The organism is Salinisphaera sp. SPP-AMP-43 (assembly GCF_049568105.1).
In the GTDB taxonomy this organism is placed as follows: domain Bacteria; phylum Pseudomonadota; class Gammaproteobacteria; order Nevskiales; family Salinisphaeraceae; genus Salinisphaera.
On the sequence record NZ_CP145335.1, the window covers coordinates 669,385 to 691,281 of the forward strand.

At 60.5% G+C, this 21,897-nt stretch carries 15 protein-coding genes and 2 pseudogenes; 12 read left to right on the forward strand and 5 right to left on the reverse strand.

The window, feature by feature from the left end:
- The first annotated feature begins 47 nt into the window (after nucleotides 1–47).
- Nucleotides 48–746: a VIT1/CCC1 transporter family protein gene (locus V5738_RS02855; RefSeq protein WP_423822897.1), complete on the forward strand. Its 699-nt coding sequence runs from the start codon at nucleotides 48–50 to the stop codon at nucleotides 744–746.
- A 1,310-nt stretch (nucleotides 747–2,056) separates the two neighbouring features.
- Here the strand turns inward: V5738_RS02855 and sixA are convergent.
- Entirely contained in the window at nucleotides 2,057–2,566 is a 510-nt protein-coding gene (gene sixA, locus V5738_RS02860) for a phosphohistidine phosphatase SixA (RefSeq protein WP_423822898.1), read from the reverse strand.
- 508 nt (nucleotides 2,567–3,074) lie between these two features.
- Between sixA and V5738_RS02865 the strand changes: the two genes are divergently transcribed.
- From V5738_RS02865 to V5738_RS02900, 8 genes and pseudogenes are all read left to right on the forward strand, one after another.
- Nucleotides 3,075–6,098: a ribonucleoside-diphosphate reductase subunit alpha gene (locus V5738_RS02865; protein ID WP_423822899.1), complete on the forward strand. Its 3,024-nt coding sequence runs from the start codon at nucleotides 3,075–3,077 to the stop codon at nucleotides 6,096–6,098.
- Between the two features lie 212 nt (nucleotides 6,099–6,310).
- The gene (locus V5738_RS02870; RefSeq protein ID WP_423822900.1) at nucleotides 6,311–7,516 is read left to right on the forward strand and encodes a ribonucleotide-diphosphate reductase subunit beta; all 1,206 of its coding nucleotides are present in this window, start codon (nucleotides 6,311–6,313) and stop codon (nucleotides 7,514–7,516) included.
- A gap of 59 nt (nucleotides 7,517–7,575) precedes the next feature.
- Nucleotides 7,576–8,451, forward strand: a complete 876-nt coding sequence (locus V5738_RS02875; protein ID WP_423822901.1) for an adenylate/guanylate cyclase domain-containing protein — start codon at nucleotides 7,576–7,578, stop codon at nucleotides 8,449–8,451.
- A gap of 9 nt (nucleotides 8,452–8,460) precedes the next feature.
- A complete protein-coding gene (locus V5738_RS02880; RefSeq protein ID WP_423822902.1) occupies nucleotides 8,461–8,997 on the forward strand; it encodes a Pycsar system effector family protein in 537 nt (178 codons plus the stop codon).
- A gap of 428 nt (nucleotides 8,998–9,425) precedes the next feature.
- Nucleotides 9,426–9,866, forward strand: a pseudogene (locus tag V5738_RS02885) (MFS transporter); the annotation flags it as partial.
- A 356-nt stretch (nucleotides 9,867–10,222) separates the two neighbouring features.
- Nucleotides 10,223–10,525, forward strand: a complete 303-nt coding sequence (locus V5738_RS02890; RefSeq protein WP_423822903.1) for a transposase — start codon at nucleotides 10,223–10,225, stop codon at nucleotides 10,523–10,525.
- Complete coding sequence (locus V5738_RS02895; RefSeq protein ID WP_423822904.1) at nucleotides 10,522–11,388, forward strand: IS3 family transposase; 867 nt, start codon at nucleotides 10,522–10,524, stop codon at nucleotides 11,386–11,388. The genes V5738_RS02890 and V5738_RS02895 overlap by 4 nt, the downstream gene beginning before the upstream one ends.
- A 272-nt stretch (nucleotides 11,389–11,660) precedes the next feature.
- Nucleotides 11,661–12,977, forward strand: a pseudogene (locus tag V5738_RS02900) (MFS transporter).
- A 32-nt stretch (nucleotides 12,978–13,009) separates the two neighbouring features.
- Here the strand turns inward: V5738_RS02900 and V5738_RS02905 are convergent.
- A complete protein-coding gene (locus V5738_RS02905; RefSeq protein ID WP_423822905.1) occupies nucleotides 13,010–13,210 on the reverse strand; it encodes a GntR family transcriptional regulator in 201 nt (66 codons plus the stop codon).
- A gap of 369 nt (nucleotides 13,211–13,579) precedes the next feature.
- Here V5738_RS02905 and V5738_RS02910 point away from each other — a divergent pair, with 369 nt between their 5' ends.
- Both V5738_RS02910 and V5738_RS02915 read left to right on the forward strand, forming a co-directional pair.
- Nucleotides 13,580–14,203: an SMP-30/gluconolactonase/LRE family protein gene (locus V5738_RS02910; protein WP_423822906.1), complete on the forward strand. Its 624-nt coding sequence runs from the start codon at nucleotides 13,580–13,582 to the stop codon at nucleotides 14,201–14,203.
- A 115-nt stretch (nucleotides 14,204–14,318) separates the two neighbouring features.
- Entirely contained in the window at nucleotides 14,319–14,552 is a 234-nt protein-coding gene (locus V5738_RS02915; protein WP_423822907.1) for a DUF5062 family protein, read from the forward strand.
- A gap of 532 nt (nucleotides 14,553–15,084) precedes the next feature.
- On the opposite strand, the gene V5738_RS02920 is transcribed toward V5738_RS02915, so the two are convergent.
- Nucleotides 15,085–15,825, reverse strand: coding sequence for an AcvB/VirJ family lysyl-phosphatidylglycerol hydrolase (locus V5738_RS02920; RefSeq protein ID WP_423822908.1), 741 nt, complete (start codon nucleotides 15,823–15,825; stop codon nucleotides 15,085–15,087).
- A gap of 314 nt (nucleotides 15,826–16,139) precedes the next feature.
- Nucleotides 16,140–18,740, reverse strand: a complete 2,601-nt coding sequence (gene mprF / locus V5738_RS02925; protein WP_423822909.1) for a bifunctional lysylphosphatidylglycerol flippase/synthetase MprF — start codon at nucleotides 18,738–18,740, stop codon at nucleotides 16,140–16,142.
- A 584-nt stretch (nucleotides 18,741–19,324) separates the two neighbouring features.
- On the opposite strand from mprF, the gene codB reads away from it, so the two are divergent.
- Nucleotides 19,325–20,584, forward strand: a complete 1,260-nt coding sequence (gene codB / locus V5738_RS02930) for a cytosine permease (RefSeq protein ID WP_423822910.1) — start codon at nucleotides 19,325–19,327, stop codon at nucleotides 20,582–20,584.
- Between the two features lie 520 nt (nucleotides 20,585–21,104).
- Here the strand turns inward: codB and V5738_RS02935 are convergent.
- Nucleotides 21,105–21,743, reverse strand: coding sequence for a class I SAM-dependent DNA methyltransferase (locus tag V5738_RS02935; protein WP_423822911.1), 639 nt, complete (start codon nucleotides 21,741–21,743; stop codon nucleotides 21,105–21,107).
- Nucleotides 21,744–21,897 lie beyond the last annotated feature (154 nt).

Genomic DNA, 21,897 nt, shown 5'->3' on the forward strand with positions numbered 1-21,897 from the left:
GGGATATCGGCACAATGGTTTGAACTGGTGAGGGCATCGAGGCAGCCATGGTCGCATCGCAACATCGGGAACATCACAACATCCATCGCTTGAACTGGCTGCGGGCCGCCGTGCTTGGCGCCAACGACGGGATCGTCTCGGTAGCCAGCCTGGTGCTGGGCGTAGCCGCTGGCCAGGCCGATGCCCAGACCGTGCTGCTGGCCGGTGTGGCCGGTCTGGTGGCCGGGGCATTGTCGATGGCGGCCGGCGAATATGTCTCGGTCAGTTCCCAGGCCGATACCGAGCGCGCCGACCTGGCTTTGGAAAGCCGCGAACTGGCCAGCCACCCGTCAGCCGAGCACGCCGAACTGACGCAGATCTATATCGAGCGTGGCCTGGATGCCGAGCTGGCCGATCGAGTGGCCGAGCAGTTGATGCGCCACGATGCCCTGGAAGCCCATGCCCGCGACGAAATCGGGCTGTCTGACAACACAATGGCGCGCCCACTACAGGCAGCGCTGGCCTCGGCGGCGGCCTTTGCTGCCGGTGCGGCTCTGCCGGTCGGGATCGCCCTGATCGTGCCGCGTTCGGCAACGATCGCAGCGGTGGCGCTCAGTGTGCTGCTGGGGCTGACGGTGCTGGGGACGCTGGCGGCCCGGGCCGGCGGCGCCTCAGTGGTGACCTCGGTTGCCCGTGTTGTGTTTTGGGGCGCGCTGGCCATGGCTCTGACTACGGCCGCCGGCGGGTTATTCGGGGTGACGGTCTAGGCGCTGTCGATGCCCTTCGGCGATAACATCATCGGCCCAGCATGGCGCGCTGTGGTTGCCGCGGCCCAGAGCGCACGCCGCGGCGGCGGGGCAGGAACGGATTGTCAACCGACAGCCCGAGCGGCGGGCAAACGCTGACCTGGACAACCTGTGCGCTGACCGCCTGCAACGCCGCCGTGCGCGCGGCGCCTCAGTGGCCGCTGCAGGCCTTGACGCGGTTGGGCACGCCACCGCGACACACCGTATGCGCTGGAGCGCAGCGATGGCGTATACGACGCCTCTTAGGGCATCGATCGACGCGCCCCGCGACTGCGTGTGGGCACGGCTATCGTGGTTGCGCGATAGTGTGCAGCCGAAAAGCCTCGGCCTATGGCGAGCGGCTGCTTCGGGCGAGTGATCCGCCCGGTGTTTGGTCGAGATCATCCTGGCCCGGCCGAGCGCTAGTGCTGGGCCTGTTGCTATGTCGTGGCAGGGCCTGCCAAGCGCTGTGATGCAACGATGCGAGTATCGCGGCCGCATACCCATGGCAAGGCCGGGCGTGGGATCCAGACGGCGCTACACGAATGGGGGATGCCGATGTCGATCAAAACGCCGATGAGCCTGTGGTCGATTGGTGGTACGGGTTCCACGACGACAATCGGTATCGATCCCATGCCAGCCGCCACCACAAGCCATCGGTCAGCCGGTTCGGCTTATCCATGAATATGGGAGATGCATATTTAGAGCGTGTCGTCATAAGAGATGCCACCGCATAACGCCCGCCCATTGGGTCGGGCAAGGCGCAGGCCTTGACCGTGGCGGGCCCCACGGTCAAGGCCTGCAACGCCGTCTGGCGCGGTGGGCGAGCAGCACCCGCGCCCCTGAGGCGGTTATCCGGCGTTATCGTCCGCTGACGTGGCTAAGGCCACGCCAGGCTCACATGCCTTGGCTTGCTATCTCAGGGCGCGGGTGCCGCGGTGTATCCCATGACGGCCCGCCTTAGGGCTTATCGCCACGAGACATACCTGTGCCTCCATGACCATGAAGCGATTCGCCAAGGCATCGCGAGCGCTGTTGTGGCTTTGCCGCGCTAGCGAACGATCATGCGGGAGGGCTGCATCAGGCTACGAGCTTGTCGAGGAGGGCCGGTCTATCGCGTCGTACGAGGTTGCACGTCTTGTACCTGGCTGGCCCCGCGCAACGGCGCGTCTTGGCCGATACGACGGGCAGCGTCTTGCGACAGGGGCTATAGAGCGGCCACGGCGCTGGCCGATAGCGTGTCTTGGCTTGGGTTCGGCCTGGGAGGCCATACCGGAAGCCGTGGAATAGCGTTACCCCAGTGCGCGCAACTGCTTGGCGGTCAGCAGCCAGCGCAGGGTGCCAGTGCCGCCGTCCGGGGCACCGGGGAACTCGAGCAGGGCAGCGCCGGCTTTTTTGAACGCCATCAGCCGGTCGCGCCGGCGGGTCAGGCTCCAGGACACCCAGGTCGCCAGATCCGGCTCATGGCCGACCAGCATCACGCGGCGCTCGCCGAAGTGGGCATGCAGCCAGCTATCGACGGCTTCCATATCCATCGCCGGGGCCAGCACATCGGCTTGATCGACCGGCGGATCATCCAGATAGTCGGCCAGAATCGCGGCCGTCTGGCGCGCCCGCAGCAGCGGGCTGGTGAGAATATCGTCGACCGGCAGGTCGGTCAGGGCCTGGCGCAGGCCAGCTGCGGCAGCCCGGGTCCGGCGCTCGCCCAGGGCGGTCAACGGGCGCTCGGCATCGGATAGGCCCATGCCTTCGGCAGTATCGCCGTCCAGCGCGATACCATGGCGGATAACGATGATGTCCATGGCGCTATTGTGGCCGCTTGCGGCTATTCGGGCTAGATGTGGATTCACGGTGCAGTGCTATCGCTGCCAGATCGGCGAAAGAAAAATTCAATCGATCGCCGCCGGGCGTCATGCCAGAGCCCGAAAATCCTTGTCGAACAAGAAAATCTGAAGTTGTACGTCAGTGCGGCGGCCGTAGGCGCGGTCACGGCGGTGCGCTATCGAAGCACAAGACAGCGCAGCCGGCAGCGGCAGTCGGTGAATCATTAACCAGTGCGCTAAAGCCTTGTATGCCAGCCCATTAAGCCCCTCATGCCGGGTTTTATCCACAGAGTTGCCCACCTTTTATCCACTCGTGCGCACAATATGTTGTGATTTGGGGCCCTAAAAGAGGTGCTTGACCACAGTATCTAGTGGGGTATCTTATTCGTCCAGCGACGCGGCCCAGCCCGCTCCCTACGTCGTTCAGGGCAACAATTTTCACGGCGCGTTGGCCGTCCAACGCCGCCCAATCCAGCGCGGAGAGAAGATGGAACAGGCAGAAGTGTCCGAGCGCAGCGAGGCGCGCCAGAACCCGGCCGAAGACCAGGGCTACGGCGCAGCCATCGAGGCGACCAAGCCGGGCGCCTATAAAGTGATCCGTCGCAACGGCAAGGTTACGCCGTTCGACGCTTCCAAAATCGAGCTCGCCGTGACCAAGGCGTTCATCGACGTGGAAGGCCAGCAGGGCGCGGCTTCCAGCCGGATCCGTCAGACCGTCAAGGACATTACCGAGCAGGTGGTCCAGGGCGTGACCCGCAGCCTGCCCGGCGGCGGCGCGGTCCATATCGAAGATATTCAGGACTACGTCGAACTGGCGCTGATGCGCTTTGGCGAGCACAAGGTCGCCCGTTCCTATGTGCTGTATCGCGAAGAGCGTGCCCGCGAGCGCGCGGCCAAGCTGGCCGAGACCGGCCCGGGCGAGACCCAGAACGTCGCCGGCGATATCCAGGTCAGCTTCAACAACGGCACCACCGCCGAGTTGGATCGCGACCGTCTGCAGCGCGTCATCGGCGAGGCCTGCGAGGGCGTCGACGGCGTGGTCGCACAGACCGTGCTCGACGACACGCTGAAAAACGCCTACGACGGCATCACCGAAGACGAGCTATCGACTGCGCTGATCCTGTCCGCCCGCCAGCGCCTGGAAGCCGAGCCCAACTACGGCTTCGTCGCGGCGCGCCTGCTGATGGACAAGCTGCGCCACGAAGCGCTGACCTTCCTGGCTCACGGCGAGGTGGTCTATGCCACCCACGCCGAGATGCGCGAAGGCTATACCGAGTACTTCAAGGACTTCATCCACCGCGGCGTGCACCACGAGCTGCTCGACCCGCGGCTGGCCGAATACGATCTGGATGCGCTCGGCAATGCACTGATCGCCGATCGCGATCTGGGCTTTAGCTATCTCGGCCTGCAGACCCTCTACGACCGCTACTTCATCCACCACGAATCCAAGCGCTTCGAGCTGCCGCAGGCGTTTTTCATGCGTGTGGCGATGGGCCTGGCGATCAACGAGATCGAGCGCGAAGAAAAAGCGATCGAGTTCTACAAGCTGCTGTCGTCCTTCGACTTCATGAGCAGCACGCCGACCCTGTTCAACTCCGGCACCCTGCGTCCGCAGCTGTCGTCCTGCTATCTGACTTCGGTCGACGACGATCTGCACGGCATCTACGAAGCCGTCCAGGACAACGCGCTGCTGTCCAAATTCGCCGGTGGCCTGGGCAACGATTGGACCAACGTCCGTGCCATGGGCGCCCATATCAAGGGCACCAACGGCAAGAGCCAGGGCGTGGTGCCGTTTTTGAAGGTCGTCAACGATACCGCCGTGGCGGTCAACCAGGGCGGCAAGCGCAAGGGCGCGGTCTGTGCCTATCTGGAAACCTGGCACAAGGACATCGAGGAATTCCTCGACCTGCGCAAGAACACCGGCGATGACCGGCGTCGTACCCACGACATGAACACCGCGAACTGGATCCCGGATCTGTTCGTCAAGCGCGTGCTCAACGACGAGAACTGGACTCTGTTCTCGCCGGACGACGTGCCCGAGCTACACGATCTGACCGGCCGGGCCTTCCAGCAAGCCTATGAAGGCTATGAAGCCAAGGCGGCCCGCGGCGAGATCAGCAACTACAAGACCATCTCGGCCGTCACCCTGTGGCGCAAGATGCTGTCGATGCTGTTCGAAACCGGCCACCCGTGGTTCACCTTCAAGGACCCGTGCAACCTGCGTAGCCCCCAGCAGCACAAGGGCGTGGTGCACAGCTCCAATCTGTGCACGGAGATCACGCTCAATACCTCGCCGGGCAAGGAGATCGCGGTCTGCAACCTGGGTTCGGTGAACCTGCCGCAGCATATCGTCAACGGCGAACTCGATACGGCCAAGCTCGAGCGCACCATCAATACCGCGATGCGCATGCTCGACAACGTCATCGAGTACAACTACTACAGCGTCAAGACCGCCCGCGATTCCAACCTGCGGCATCGCCCGGTCGGCATGGGTCTGATGGGCTTCCAGGATGCGCTGTACAAGCTGAAACTGCCCTACGAGTCGGACGGCGCGGTCGAATTCGCCGATCGCTCCATGGAGCAGCTCAGCTACTATGCGATCCAGGCCTCGACCAATCTGGCCGAAGAACGCGGTGCCTACAGCACCTTCAAGGGCAGCCTGTGGGATCAGGGCATCCTGCCGATCGATTCCATCAAGCTGCTGCGCGAAAACCGCGGCGAGGAATATCTGGACCAGGACGAGTCGGCCACGCTGGATTGGGAAGCCCTGCGCAGCCGTATCGGCGAGGTCGGCATGCGCAACTCCAACTGCATGGCGATCGCGCCGACCGCGACCATCGCCAACATCACCGGTGTGTCGCAGTCGATCGAGCCGACGTACCAGAACCTGTACGTCAAATCGAACCTGTCGGGCGAGTTCACCGTCGCCAACCCCTACCTGGTCGAAGACCTCAAGGCGCTCGACCTGTGGGACGCGGTCATGGCCAACGACCTGAAATACTACGACGGCTCCGTCCAGGCCATCGACCGGATTCCGGACGACCTCAAGGTGCTCTATAAATGCGCCTTCGAGATCGACCCGCGCTGGTTGGTCGAGTCTGGTTCGCGCCGCCAGAAGTGGCTGGATCAGGCCCAGAGCCTGAACCTCTACATGGCCGAGCCTTCGGGCCGTAAGCTCGACGAGCTCTACAAGCTGGCCTGGAAGAAGGGCTTAAAGACCACCTACTATCTGCGCACCATGGGCGCGACCCATACCGAGAAATCGACCATCTCGGACCATCGCCTGAACGCCGTCGGCAACGGCGGCAAGGGCTCCGGTGGCGGCCATGTGGCCGGTAGTGGCAACGGCGGAACTTCGGCCTCGAACGGCAGCAGCGCCAACGGCAACGCCGCGAGCGCGGCCTCGGCCGAGCGTCCGCAGGCGGCCAGTACCAGCCCGGCCCCGGCGGCCGCGCCCACCGCGCCGATGGCCTGTGCCATCGACGATCCGGACTGCGAAGCCTGCCAATAGGCGAGGGCGCCGACCATGAGCCCCATGGATGACGTGATCACGGTCGGCGACGTCCGCGAGCCGGCCGCTCCCATAACGGGGGCGGCCCGGCCGCGTCGGGCCGACAAAATCCGCCGCACGATCGCTTCGCGCCGCGCCCTCCAGCACCGCCGGCGCAACCGGAAGTAGCCATCAACGAAACATTCGCGTAAGCGAACAGTAAGGACATCGCCATGCTCGACTTTGAAGACACCCCGCGACAGGGCACCCCCGAGCGCAACCCGCATGCCGCCGGCACTACCTCCAACCCGAACCCGGACGGCGCCAGCCCCGATCCGTTCGCCCTTAACAGCCAGGCCGAGGCCCCGCAGCAGGACGGCGTCGACGGCGTGACGGGTCTGGAACAAGTCGAACTCGGCGGCGACCGCGTCTCGGTGGACGAAAAGCAGATCATCAACTGCCGGTCCGACGTCAATCAGCTCGTACCCTTCAAGTACACCTGGGCCTGGGACAAATACCTCAACGCCTGCGCCAACCACTGGATGCCGCAGGAAGTGAACATGGCGGCCGACATCGCCCTGTGGAACGACCCGAACGGCCTGACCGACGACGAACGCCAGATCTTGAAGCGCGGCTTTGGCTTCTTCTCGTCCTCAGAGTCGCTGGTGGCCAACAATATCGTGCTCGGTATCTTCCGGCATCTGACCAACCCGGAATGCCGCCAGTACCTGCTGCGCCAGGCGTTCGAAGAAGCCGTACATGGCCACTGCTTCCAGTACATCGTGGAGAGCCTCAACCTCGACGAGGGCGAGATCTTCAACATGTACCGCGAGCTGCCCAGCGTGCATAACAAGGCCGCCTGGGCCCTGCAGTACACGCAATCCCTGTCCGATCCGAACTTCAAGACTGGCACCCCGGAAAACGACCAGAAATTCCTGCGCGACCTGATCGCTTTTTACTGCGTGTTCGAAGGCATCTGGTTCTATGCCGGCTTCGTGCAGTTCCTGAGCTTCGGCCGTCGCAACAAGATGACCGGCACCGCCGAGCAGGTGCAATACATCATGCGCGACGAGTCCATGCACCTGAACTTCGGCATCGACGTCATCAACCAGATCAAGATCGAAAACCCGCACCTCTGGACCCAGGAATTCCAGGAAGAAGCGCGGACCATGATCGACGAGGCCATGCACCTCGAGATCGAATCCGCCCACGACACCATGCCGCGTGGTGTGCTGGGGCTGAACGCTTCGATGTTCGATGAATATATGAAGTTCATCGCCAATCGGCGGTGCTCGCAGATCGGCCTGGCTGAGCTGTATCCCGGTGCGGAGAACCCGTTCCCGTGGATGAGCGAGATGATGGATCTGAATAAGGAGAAGAACTTCTTTGAGACTCGGGTGATTGAGTATCAGACGGGTGGGGCGCTTAGCTGGGATTAAAATGGCGGGAGCGTCGATCTAACCTTTGAGATAATAAAAACGTTGCCACGGGTATCACTATGGCAGGCCAAGATAAGTTATTAGAGCCGATTCGGGAAATAGTCGATAAGGCTGCGAGCAATTACGGCGAACATGCAGAAATAGAGTCGTGCTCTAAAATCCCTGATCCCGGAGATATTCCGCAGCGAAAAAATAAATGGCTCCGCCTAGACGACGTTATATCTGTTTTCGTCGATATGAAAGGATCGACAAAGCTAAGCTCAAAAAAGCATCCGAAAAGTACCGCGGAAATTTACCAATATTTTACTGATACGGTGGTACGAATTTGTAATCATTTGGGCGCTGCGTATCTCGATATCAAGGGTGACGGTATTTTTGCCTTGTTCGACAAGAATACTCCCCACGCAGCCCTATGCGCAGCGGTCACATGTAAGACGTTCGCTAACGACTACTTTTCGCCGCAAGTTACAAAGCGCCGTGACGTAGATGTCGGGGTACATATAGGAATTGATTGTGGCCCGATTGTTTTTAAAAGAATTGGGCTGGAGCCGCGCCGTGGCGCTGACGATTCGGGAAAGCGGAATGAAGTTTGGGCAGGTAAATGCGTCAATATGAGCTCAAAATTAGCTGCTCTAGGCGACGATAACGAATTAAAAATTTCTTCTCGGTTTTTCGACAGGCTTACCCATCGAAAAGCGCTGAAGAGTTGTGGCTGTGATTCTAGTAACGGGGCCGCCACCAATCTCTGGGAGCCGAAGGACGTTACGGACGACTTTTTCGACTTCAAGCGCGTCTACACTTTGCGAAGCAACTGGTGTGACACTCATGGTAAAGAATATTGCGACGAGCTCCTAAAGAGCGAAAACGAGGAGCTCAAAGAGGCCCTTTCACGTGACGGCACGGGGCTTCTGTCGTTTTTGGACTGGGATGATTGAAGTAGTGCCATGAAACGAGACGAGCGGCGACAATTTCTGGAGAATATGCTCGATCGAGTCATCAAGTGGCTGGAGTATGCAGAAAGAAAGAATGCCGTTCTTTTAACGTTCGTAGGTACATTAACGGTCCTGCTTCTTAGAGTAGAATCGACTCAAGAGTTCTGTGGGTTTTCTGCGTTCTTAATATTCGCTGCTTTATTTGGGTTTGTTCTTTCATCTCTTATTGTACTTATTTCGTTCGCTCCCCAATTAGATCCTACACGTGGGTTTATGAGTAGAAAGATTGCTAGTGAATTGAAGGCTAGCCGAACTCAAGACTTGCTTTATTTTGGTTACGTAGCGCAGATTTCGACGGAAAAATATCGTGATCAGCTACACGAGTTTTTCGCGCTCGAGGATGAATTCTCTACGATCGAGTTAGAGTTGATAAACCAAGTATCGATCAATTCGTCGATAGTAGATAAGAAATTTTTACTTTTCGACGCGAGCGTACGAATTGCTGGCTTTGCGGCATTGGCCGGTATAGTCGGAGTTATATTGAATTAACTAATAACGCGTGGTCGACCCGCAACAATCACAACTTGGAATCCGGTGACAGTATATTCAATCAGCAGCAAAGGTCGCGTGTCGCCTTGCAGTGCAAGGCGGTCTCGAAAATGCTCCTGATCGCATTACCTGCGAGCAGAGACCAATAGGGGACAGACCACGGTTTTCTATAGCTCGGTCAGGACAATAGGGGGCAGACCACGGTTTTCTATATGTCGCTCGGGAAATAGGTGGCAGGCTTACAGTGCAGCGCCGAAAACCATGGTCTGTCGCATTATCCCCATTGGCCTCGGCATCGTATGTGCAGTCAGGCCGGCGGTGATCGGGTACTGTAAGGCCAACAGCCTAGAGTGGTAGTCGCAGGGTAGAGGTTTCGATGGGTGTCGGAACGGGGCCCGGCTTCTTCAATCTTATGCGACGGAGTCGATATGCAGTCTCGTTCGGGCACCGGGTTTGCTCTGCTGGGGGCCTCGCTGATCGCGATCAGTTATGGGCTGGCGCGCTTTGCTTTTGGGCTGTTCGTGCCGCCGATCCGAGCGGATCTGGCGCTGACGCCTTCGCTCATTGGCATCATCGGCGCGCTGCCGCTCGTGAGTTTTGTGCTGGCCAGCCTGGTCGCGCCGGTGGTTGCCGATCGGTTGGGTGCCCGCAACACGGCGGTGTTGTCGGGCATTTTTGGCTTGGGCGGCCTGGGGCTGATTAGCCAGGCGGCTACGGCTTGGCCGCTGGGCATTGGCGTGTTCGCCTGTGGCATCTGTACCGGCCTGATGATGCCGGCGCTCACGGCTGCTATGCAGGCGCTGGTCGATCGGTCGCTGCACGGGCGTGTCAGCTCGGTCATGAATGCTGGCACCAGCATCGGCGTGATCGGAAATAATAGGGGACAGACCACAGTTTTCTATAGGCTGCGAGGGATAGGTGGCAGGCCTACAGCGTAACGCCGGAAACCGTGGTCCATGGTCCAAGCTTTAGGGTCAGGTCTTGCCTTTTGCCTTCAGAGTAGTGGATGCCGCTTTCAGAGTGAAGCCGATGGCTTCTCGAAAAGCAAAACGCAAAACCTGCCCCTATATGTCACTTCTTCCTAAGGCTAGGTTTTTTATCTGCCGATTTCGCATTTTTTTTGGAAACTAGGTAGGCTTATAGGACAATAGGGGACAGACTGGACTGGTCCGGTTTTCACGGACATCACCAAGAAGGGACAATCGATCCCGAAGGAGATGTCCAGATGGCCAAACGCAAGCAGTTTTCCAAGCAATTCAAACTTCAGGCGCTTGAGTTATTCGAGCACTCGGGTCGCCAAGCCACCGAGGTGGCTCGCGAGCTCGGTGTTCGTCGGAATCAGCTCTACAAGTGGCAGGCCGAGCTCCAGGACAAAGGCGAGGAACAGGCGTTTCAGGGGCCGGGCCGGCCCGCGGCGTCTGACGAAACGTCGGAGGTCGAGGCGTTGCGCCGCGAGGTCGCACAACTCAAAGAGGAGAATGCGATCTTAAAAAAAGCGGCGGCGTACTTCGCGCGCGAGCTGCCGTGAAGTACGCCTTTATTCGTTCGGCACAAAGCGCCCATCACGTTGCGATGCTCTGTCGTGTACTGGGCGTCAGCCGGTCCGGCTTCTACGACTGGCAGCGTCGAAAGCCATCACGGCGATCGCAAAATGATAAGACGCTAGTCACCCGCATCGGCGAGATACAGCAGGCTTCGCGACACGCCTATGGTTATCGCAAGAGCTGGGCCGCTCTTGAGCGAGCGGGCATCACTTGCGGTAAGCATCGAGTGGCGCGCCTACGGCGCGAGCACGGCATCTGGGCGAAGCGGCGCCGCCGCTTCGTCACCGCGACCCGAGCTCGTCATACCGTCGACCGGGCCCCGAATCGTCTGGCGCGATGTTTTCAGACAAGCGCACCGGATCGCGTCTGGGTCGGTGATGTCACGTTCATTCCGACACGAGAAGGCTGGCTCTATCTGGCTATACAGGTCGACCTGTATGCCCGTTCCGTTATTGGCTGGGCGATGAGTTCTCGCAACAACAGCGCGCTGGTGGCGAATGCCCTGGATATGGCGATCGAGCAACGACAACCTCGGCCCGGTTTAATCCATCACACCGACCAAGGACAAACTTATATCGCGGCGTCCTATCAGAAGCGTCTACACGATCACGGCATGATCTTGAGCATGTCCCGGCGAGGTGATTGCTGGGATAACGCCGTTGCCGAGAGTTTCTTTGCGACGCTGAAGTTCGAACTGATGGATCGCAAACCGTTCGAATCAAGACGGGCCGCTCGGGCCGCGATCTTCGAATACATCGAGGTGTTCTATAACCGCCAGCGCCTCCACCAAACGCTGGGCTATCGAACGCCGCTGGAAGTCGAGCAAGCATCCGAATCAGATGCTTAATTCACCTGTCCGTGATGGCCGGACCAGCTCAGACCACGGTTTTCTATAGCTCGGTCGGGAAATAGGAAATAGGTGGCAGGTCTACAGCACAGCGCCGGAAACCGTAATCTGTCCCCATTATTCCCACAGTGGCCTCGGCATCGTATGTGCAGTCAGGCCGCGGCGATCGGGTACTGTAAGGCCAACAGCCTAGAGTGGTAGTCGCAGGGTAGAGGTTTCGATGGGTGTCGGAACGGGGCCCGGCTTCTTCAATCTTATGCGACGGAGTCGATATGCAGTCTCGTTCGGGCACCGGGTTTGCTCTGCTGGGGGCCTCGCTGATCGCGATCAGTTATGGGCTGGCGCGCTTTGCTTTTGGGCTGTTCGTGCCGCCGATCCGAGCGGATCTGGCGCTGACGCCTTCGCTCATTGGTATCATCGGCGCGCTGCCGCTCGTGAGTTTTGTGCTGGCCAGCCTGGTCGCGCCGGTGGTTGCCGATCGGTTGGGCGCCCGCAACACGGCGGTGTTGTCGGGCATTTTTGGTTTGGGCGGCCTGGGGCTGATTAGCCAGGCGGCTACGGCTTGGCCGCTGGGCATTGGCGTGTTCGCCTGTGGCATCTGTACCGGCCTGATGATGCCGGCGCTCACGGCTGCTATGCAGGCGCTGGTCGATCGGTCGCTGCACGGGCGTGTCAGCTCGGTCATGAATGCCGGCACCAGCATTGGCGTGATCGTGGCCGTGCCGACCGTTTTGTTCCTGGCCAATGCATGGCGTTTGGCGTACATCTCCTTTGCCGTCGTCGCAGGCATTGGGGTGATTGCGGCGTGGTTGTTTATCCCTTCGGTGTCGCGGGTCATGCCTGCCAACGCAGTGCCGCCGCCGCCGATCAGTGCGCTGCAGTGGCGGCGTCTTGCGCGGCTCGCTGTGTTCGCATTTGCGATGGGTATGGTGTCGTCTGCGTACTGGATCTTTGCGCCGGATCTGGTGGTTACGCTTGGCGGCCTGCCGCCCGGTACCGCGGGTTGGTTATGGCTCGCGGTAGGCATCGCGGGCCTCGGTGGTGCCGTCGTGGCGGACTTGGCCGATCGCAACAACCCGCCGATCACGTAGGCCCTGATGCTGATGATGCTGGCGGCGAGCCTGGCATTGCTCGCCGCCGGCCCCGGTCAGATGGAGATCACGGTATTTTCTGCGCTGGTCTTCGGCCTGGCTTATATGAGCCTGACCGGGCTCTATCTGATGACCGGTATCCGCCTGTTGCCCGGTCGGTTGTCGATGGGGCCGGTATTGCCATTCATGGCTGTTTCGCTAGGGCAGGCGGCGGGCTCTCCCGTCGTCGGCATGCTGGTGAATAAACTCGGTTACGCTCACACCTTTGCCATATTCGCGGCGGCCGGCATTCTAGTGGCCATTTTGTCGCCATTTTATCCGCGCTATATCGACCATGAGCCCGAGGAAGCGGCGGACACCGAAACCGGCCTCCAGGCGGCCTATGATCACCAGCTTCAAGATGCCAAGGGTGAGCCGCTCACGTCTTTCGATACGGACTATGAAAGCCCCGTGGTCGAAACCGAAAACGAGAAAAACACGGGTATTCGCGAGCCTTGAGCCATTGATCTCGCGTTGCGGCGAGAGCTCGGCTACGTATTCCCTAGAAGGGTTTTCGGGGCTAATAAATAATAGGGGACAGACCACGGCTTTCTTTGGGCAGCGAGCCGAAAATACGCTTCGACGACGGTGTTTTTCGCACCCCCCAATGCGGCGGCCTCGGCACGAATCGAGGCGAGCTTGTCGCCCGGTTTCAGTTGCCCGGTCGCGATGCGCTGGCGGATTTCCTCCATCACTCGCGTCAGTTTCAGATGCGTTCGCGGCAAGCAACTGTACCTATCTATGAATGGATACGGTGTCAGGAAAACAACCCGATACTGTCCCTATCAGGTTGAATGGGCCCAGCATACACTCGGGAAAAAAGCTAAATACATCCCGGCTGTACCGAATGGGTTGTCGAGCAGCGGACAGTTCGCCACGGCTTCGTGCCCAAGTTGGCCTGCTCGCGTCGTGTTGCGCCTTTTCCTTTTACTGGCTGTCTTGCCGGCCCCAGCTTCCCGGGGTGACGATGCCACGCGGCTTTATTCGCTCAGGCGACTCGGCCTTCGCGGAACCCAAGATTCAAGCCGACACAACAACGCGATTTGAAGAGGAGAAGACCCATGGCCCAAGCCGAGCCTCAGAACAACCCGGTGCCGATCCCGCCGATCGAGCAATCGCTCGATACCACCGTGGCCGAGCTATGGTTTCAGGTATCGGAAACAAGCCTCCAGCTCGAAGGCCTATGCTTCGATCGTAAGGGCAATCTTTTTTTCTGTGATGTATTCGGGGGCACGATTTTTCACCTCGACATGCAGACGCAGGCACTCACGGAAATCTATCAGGCCAAGGATGAATTTCCGGCCGCGGTTAAGATTCATCGCGATGGCCGGCTGTTTGTCTGCTGTCTCGGTAACTTCGAGACGGGCCATATCTTCGCGATCCAGCCCGATGGCACGGGCCGCGAGACGATCCTGGAAGGCTATGTCGTCGACGACATGGTCTTCGCACCGGACGGCAGCTTCTATTTCACGCATTTCGTCGGCAAGTCTACCGAGCCGGCCGGTGGCCTCTATCACGTTTCGCCCGATTACCAGACGATTACGCCGATTCTCGAAAACCTTGCCGGCCCCAACGGCATCGCGCTATCGACGAATTGCTGCGTGCTTTGGGCCACCGAGACAAACGCCAATCGGCTGCACCGCATCGGGCTAGAAGAAAACCGTATCTCGATCAGAGACCAATAGGGGACAGACCACAGTTTTCGAAGTTGGTCTTCTGCTCTTGTCGTATTACGACTGGCGTTCGTGCCCCCCGCGGTTATGTGGCGTATCTTGGATGGACCAACGCAAAGAGCGCCCTATGAAAAAACTCAAGAACGAAAAAGAACTCGTTAAGAAGGCGCTTGCACTAGGCGTCGCATATGGCGAGAAGCGCGGCGTGGTTGAATTCGAGCCGACTGATTCTGCGACCGATAAGTTGGAATATATCTACCGCTTGCTCGTGCACGACGGCGTTATCCAGCCTTTGCCGGCAGAGCAGGTATCGCAGAAAGCGATTCAACATCGGCTGGCGATGTGGGCGGCCCGGCAATAAGACGAATACGGGCGGCCCGCCCACGGTTTATCGCTTCGGGACTATTGCAGAAAAACTGCTGCCCGATGACGCGCGAGAATCTCTCGGACTGCGAAATCTCGCCGCTCTCGTAGGCCGCCGCCGCCCGATGCCAGCAATCGCCGACTGCGTGCTCGAACGTCGGCGATATCGCGATGGTCCAATTCGTCTGGATCGTGATCAGGCCGATATTGAATGCCCGGTCGTGTAGCGATGATCGACAGAGTCCGTCGCCTGGGTGCACTGCCGACCGGCGTGAATTTGGCTCTTTATGTGATACGTCGATGTGGTTTCGAATAGGGCGTCAGCCTGGCCGCCGTTTTGCGGACTCGCTGGCTGCCCTGTGCGGGCAGGCGCTACGCAGGGCATCCAAATGGTTGACGCGTTTGTGGTTGATTGGTTCGTGGACCTGGCGGGCCCGGGCTGGAAAAGCCGCGATGCGTTGATCATGGAGGCAGCTCGAGCCAGCCCGTTGCCCGCGAACGGCAGCATCGAGCCATAAGGCCGAGTTCGGTCATTCCCGAGCTGCGATCCGTTTCTGCAACAGCTCGGCAAGCCACTTATAGCAGCGGTTGAAATGATGCCCACCGGGCAGGGCGAGTACATCGAAGCCCATGGCTTCGAGTTCGTCGCAGACGGCCTCTGGATCGTCGACGCCGTAGATACAGGTGGTGCGATCGGCCGGCAGGCGTTTGGCCTCGGGCAACACAGCTTGGCCTTGCGGGCCGAGGCCGATCCACGATAGCAGGGGGTAGCCGAAGGTGATGTGGCGGGCCAGGCCGAGCAGCACGATATGGGCGACCTGGGCCTGGGTTTCGGCCGGCAAGCGGTTATAGATAAAAGGCATAACGTCCGCGCCGCGGGAATAGCCGATCAGCACGATGTCCTTCGGATGCCAGCGGCGTCGATAGGTCTGGACGACCCGATCGAGGTCGGCAGCAGCGTCGGCCGGCTCGTGTCGGTGCCAGTAGTAGCGCAGCGAATCCCAGCCGACCACTGCATAGCCCGCCTCGGCCAACGACTGGCCCACGGCTTTGTCGAGCCCGGCCCAGCCGCCGTCGCCGGAGAGCATGATGACCAGGGTAGCGTTGTTGCCGGCATCCGCCTGCGGCGGGTAGATCACCAGCGGCAGATCCGCGACCGCCGGTGCGAGGGGGGTGCTGTTAGGGTGGAAAATACAGCCCGGCGTGCCGATGAGGATGGCGGCGATGCCGAACAACCACGCTATGCGTTCATGAATAAATCGCCAGTTCATGTGGTGAGCTGCGATGACGATAATGCGACATCGAGATTCGTGTCGCGACGCGGGCTCGGGCGTATTGAGGTTTCATGCGAGTCCGTGCCCAGGGCGTAAGCCGAGGCGCCGCGAGTACGGCGTAGTGGTGCGACCTTCGTGAGTGGTAACGCTGGATTGCGGCCCAACAGCCGTGGTTTCGAAGGCAGGCGCCCCCAATCGCGTCGAGCCGTGTGACGCGCCTTGGTTGGGGGCTGTCCAGAACCGGCGGCTCGCGCCGTGCCAGCCACGATTTGGGGCGGCAACGCGGCGCTCGGATGAGACCTCAACACGCTCTAGTGCCCGTCGCCGAGAATACGCCGATAGCCGCCGGCGATGAGCGCGGCAATATCGACCTGCAGCGTGGAAAGATGCGTATCCGGCGGGTAGGCGAGATACATGGAATGCCAGACGGGATGCCATTTGTCCTTGAACGCGCGTAGGCCCTTGTAATTGTAGAAACGGTTGCCGTGTTCGTAGGCAAGTCGCGCCAGTTGTTCCGCCGGGCGTGCCCAGGGGGTTTCGCCGACGCCGGCCAGCGGCGCCATGCCGAGCGAGAACCATCGATAGCCGGCGGCCTGGGCCTCCTGCATGAGCCGTACGAATAGGAAATCCATGGTGCCGCCCGGGGCATCGCCGAGATGGCGCATGAGGTCGATGGAATATTCCTCGCGGTGCCCGTAGCTTGGCAGGATGCTGGCGAAGGCGATCGGCCGGCCGTTTGTGTCGCACACCACGGCGATCGGCGCGCGGGCCAGATAGTCACGATCGAAATTGCCCAGCGAGAACGTCTTTTCGGCTGGTTTGTCGCCCAGCCAGTCGTCGGAGATGGCGGCCAGCTGATCCATGAATACGGGGTCGAACGGTGGGTCGACGATCTCGAAGGTCAGGCCCAGCCGGTGGGCCCGGTTGAGGGCGCCGCGCTTGTCTTGGTTGCGCTTGCCTTTCATCGAGAATTCCACGAGATCGACCCGTGCGATTTCGCCAAGCTTGAACAGCGCGAAGCCGTGGTCGAGATACGCCGACAGATCTTCGGGGCCGACTTGATAGAACACCGGCGTGCACTGCATTTCGTCGGCAAACCGGCGAAACCCGCCGATCGCGGCCCGTCGTGCCGCCGGCGCGCCGGCCGGATCCGAAAGCGCGATCAGTCGGTTGCGAATGGCGCGATAACCGATCATCGCCTGGCCATCGGGGCTATAGCGGATCGTCTTGTCGCCGAGCAGCATCAGGTGCGAGTAAGCATTCGAGCCGTGGGTCTCTAGCCATGCGGCCAGCGCGTCGAGATCGGCCGTCGTCGGCAGCGACAGGCGGGGCGTAGGCCAGCGCGGCCAGGTCCAGATCAGCAGCACGATGACGGTGACGAGTGCGACGATCGCGCCGCGCTCGAAACGCGGCGCATGCGCGCCGAAGCCGAAGGCCAGCGGATCGATCGCGCGACCTTCGTACAGCGCGTGGCCCAGTAGCAGATAGCCGATCAGCGCCGCGACCAGCGCTGTCGTCCATGGCCAGGCGCCGACCTCGCGGGCCAGGCTGCCCTGGCGATCGAACGACGAGCGGCTACTATACAAAAGCCCGGCGACCACCATGAGCAGAAGGCTCGTGCCCCAATCCAGACCGCGGGCCAGGCCGAACAGGGCGCCGGCCAGCAACAGGCCGATCGACATCCATAACGCATGCCGCAGGCGCAGCGACAGCCCGCGGGCGGTCATGATCAGCGCCAGCCCGACGGCCACACTGGCCAGATGGGTGGCTTCGACCGCCGGCAGCGGCACCCAGCGTGACAGCACCTGTGAATGCGATAACAGATTCGGAAACGCAGCGCCGGCCAGCAGCACGATGCCGGCGCCGGCCGTAAGCGCCGACAGCAGCCGCAGAGCAAGATCGACCGCGCGGCCGACCGGCCAGGCCAGGATCGAGACCAGTGGATGCTCGCGGAGGGTGGTGGCCAGACGGGAAGAGGCCAGCGTATTGGCGCCCAGAAACAGGGCCGCGATCAACGGCACCAGATAATAAGCCACCCGGAACAGCACCAGCGCAGCGATGGCCATCTCGGTCGATGCGCCCTGCGCGACCAGCAGCCCGACCAGGGTAGCGTCGAATACGCCGAGCCCGCCGGGCAAGAAACTCAGCGTGCCCAGCGTGGCGGCGAGCACGAATATCGCGACCACGCTCGCAGGCGATAGGTCGAGCCCGATCGTGCCCAAGCAACTCCAGAGCAGTGCCGCGGCGAACAGCCATTCGACGATCGAGACGCCGACGAAGCCAAGCGCTTGCCAGGGCGTCAAACGTTCGATGGCCGCCAGGCGGCCGATTCGTAGTAGCGGCGTGGTCGCCAGCAACAGATACAGCGGCAGATAACAGGCAACCACGGCCAGGGCGATCAGCACCACCCAGTCGGGCAGCGGCGTAGCGGCCAGGATCGCCGGGCGTGTGGCCAGGGTGGCGAGCGCCAGCCCCGATAGGCCGAGCGTAGAGGCCGCGACCACCATGCCGGCGTATCGAACGGCCGCGGCTGTAGCCACGCCGTCGCTCGTGAGCAGCAGCACCCGCAGCCCCGAGCCAGTGAGCCCCGATAGGCTAGCGACATTATTGATCCCACTGACCATGAGCCCCATGCGCAGGCCGGCCAGCGTGCGGCGTTGATAGCCGATCACGCGCGCGGCGAGTACGTCGTACCAACCCATGGCCGCGCTGGCGATAAGGCCGCCCAGGCCGAGCAGCAGCAGGCGGGTTGGCGCTACGCCGGCAATCTGGTGCTGGATATGTCGCAGATTGATGTGCCGTGCTTCCAGGGCCAAGATCGCGACCACAGCGAACACCACTAGCAATGGCAGCAGACGCCGAAGCTCGTATCCGGAAGCGCTCGGCTCGCTTGGCTCGGCAATGTTTGACATGGATCGAACCCGATCAATCGACACGACCGGCGCGAGCGGGTCAGCGGCGAATAAAATACATGGGATCCGGGGACAGTATGCTTATCTCCCGCCTAATCGTGGGCTCATGACCTGTGTGTAGTTTAATGCCGGCATTTGCGTTAGTGCTATGCAGACAAGATCAGCTGTATTAAGCCTCCGATTTTGATATCTGCTCGGCGGCCAGCCGTCTCTGATGGCCGCTAAATCGGTTCGGCGGGTAGCTCGAGGCGCTTTAAGCCGAGCGAAATGCACCATGGCTAAATCGTCGTCTGCCTTCGGCCGCTGGCGAAACGGTGGCGGTACGCTCGGTGGTGGCGTTGCCTGGATGGTTCGTCAAACGAAAAAGACAAATTCGGTATGCCCGAGGATGTACTAGAAAACGTACTCCTTGGCGTTTGCCCATAGGCGGCCGTTTTCCGAGACATTGACGATAAAGCTCTGGCATACACTTTGCGGTGTTTGCAGCACGGCAAACAGCGAGCGCTGGCCTCGACTAGGCATCGGGCCATTCTGGCTGGCTCGGGCCGTTATCCGCTCTATCTTTCCAAGCTTCGACAAATCTTATGGCCGCTACTGATTCTGTTGCTCACGACTACGAACTCTCGCAAGTGCCGGCCAGTGCCCGACGCGGCTTCTGGACGATGCTCGCGGTAATGCTGGGTTTTACATTCTTTTCGGCCAGCATGTGGGCCGGCGGCACGCTCGGAAAGGGGCTGACCCTGGTCGAGTTTGCCGGGGTCGTGATGGCCGGTAATTTGGTACTGGGGCTCTACGCCGTGATGCTGTCGTTTATTGCCAGTCAAACCGGGCTGTCGACGCACTTGCTCAGCCGCTATGCCTTCGGCGTGAAAGGTTCCTGGCTGCCCTCGTTTTTGCTGGGCGGCACCCAGGTGGGTTGGTTCGGTGTCGGCGTGGTGATGTTCGCGTTGCCCATTAAGGCCGCCACGGGTTTCAATCTCTATGCATTGATCCTGATCGGCGGCGTGCTCATGACGGCCACGGCCTGGGTCGGGTTCAGGGCGCTCGCGGTTCTAAGTTTTATCGCGGTGCCGGCAATTTTCGTTCTCGGCAATATGTCGGTGGCGATGGCGGTCTCCGAAGCCGGTGGCATGCATGCCTTGGCTGCAATCGCCCCGGATGAGTCGATGACGTTGGCCGTGGCCCTGACGGCGTGTATCGGTTCCTTTATTAGCGGCGCTACGCTCACGCCGGATTTCGTGCGTTTTGCCCGTACCCCGGCGATCGGCATGAGCGCGACGCTCATTGCTTTTTTTCTCGGCAATTCACTGATGTTTACGTTCGGCGCGGTAGGCGCGCTGGTCTATGGCGAAGCCGATATTTCCCAAGTGATGTTCGCGCAGGGATTGATCCTGCCAGCGATTGTGGTGCTTGGGCTTAATATCTGGACGACCAACGACAATGCGCTCTATGCCGCCTCGCTCGGTTTTTCCAATATCACGCGTTTGCCCAAGCATTGGATTGTGATCTTCAATGGCGTGCTCGGTACGCTGGCCTCGTTGTGGCTGTACAACAACTTCGTGGGCTGGCTTTCGTTTCTGAGCTCGGCGCTACCGCCGATCGGTGCGATTTTGATTGCGGACTTCTTCGTTGTGGCACGTCGAGATTACCGCGCGCTCGAGCAGGCGGCGCTTCGAAACGTCAACTGGATCGCGATCGCGGCCTGGGCGGTCGGCTTTGCTGCGGCGAATTTCGTGCCCGGTATCGCACCGCTCAACGCCATTGTGAGTGCGCTGGTGGTTTATCTGGTGGCCAGCTATGTGTTCGGACGAGTGGAGACGCCGCGTAGGCTGGCTGAGTCTTGAGGCTGCCCGATACTTGGCCGAGGACCGCCACGCAAGGGCAGCGTAATGGGTCGTCAGATACAGCGGCCGGCGCGAGGCGGCCGCCGCCTATCGCTTCGGCGGCTCGCTCTTGGAGGTCGTGCCGCGTTCGATCAAGCGGGCGGGAATGCGCAGATATTGTCCTGCCGCCGGGGGTCGCACCACAGCAGTTCGACGGCACGATCGGTCATGCCAGGATATTCTCGGCGAGCGGGTGAGTTGAAAGGCCTGCCAGCCGGCCAAGGCGTCGAAGCCGATGAACTGAGCTCGGCCGGTATGTTACGGCCCAGGTCGTGGCGTAGCACCCCCGAGGGCCAATAGGTCGTGGGCGGCCAACAGCGCGAGTCATCGACCTGAATGCAGCGCCATTGCGACTTTTGCACCTGAACGGCCGCTTGGCGTCGGCGTCGATGGTGGCGGTAAGCACGAGCAGACCACGGTTTAGGTTGTTGCCGGCTGTTCTAAAACCGTGGTCTGCCCACTCTATTTCTATAGCCTCAGGCTAAGCGAGCACGCGATACACGTCGTAATGGATATCTTGTTCGCTGTCGAAATCTTCGAAGTTCGGTAGATACGGCTTTGGCTCGGAGTGGTCGACCAGCTCCCATTTGCCCTCGGTCGCCAACGACGCGAGATAGCCTTTAAAGGTGTCGTCGTGGAGGTCTTGGCGATGCGTGAACATAATAAAGCCTTGCGGCATGACCACGCGGCATAATTCGCGCATAAACGCTGGAATGTTTCGGACGTAACTCAAGGTGCCGATGCACTGCGCTGCAGCGAACGCATTGTCGGGGAAAGCGAATTTTTCGTTGATATCGCCTTGTGTCAGTTGGCGATAACAATTTTTTGCAGACGCCAGTTCGAGTGATGCGTTGGAAATATCCAGCCCCGTAATATTCTTGAAGCCTTTTTCGAACAGGGCCTGGCCAGTAAGCCCGGTTCCGCATCCAACGTCCAGGACGGCCGATTCGCTATCGAGGTCGCATTGCGCGAGCGTGAGCGCGGCAACTTTGGGGGCTTCATAGCCCAGCGCCTCTAGATCGCTATCGTATTTTGCCGACCAGCGATCGTAATAATCCTGCAGTTCACCGACTTCGGCGTTCTGCATGTCGACTAGGCGAGAGTCTTGCGAATTCGTCATGGTGCCTCACAATTGGAATCCAGCGACGCTGGGTAGCGCCGACAATAAAAACCATGCAATAGATTCGAAATACGGCCTGGATCGATGCGGCTGGCGGCGAACCCTTAAACCGCTTATGGCCTGAATATACGGTCCGCCTGCGCGCCAGCCTTCG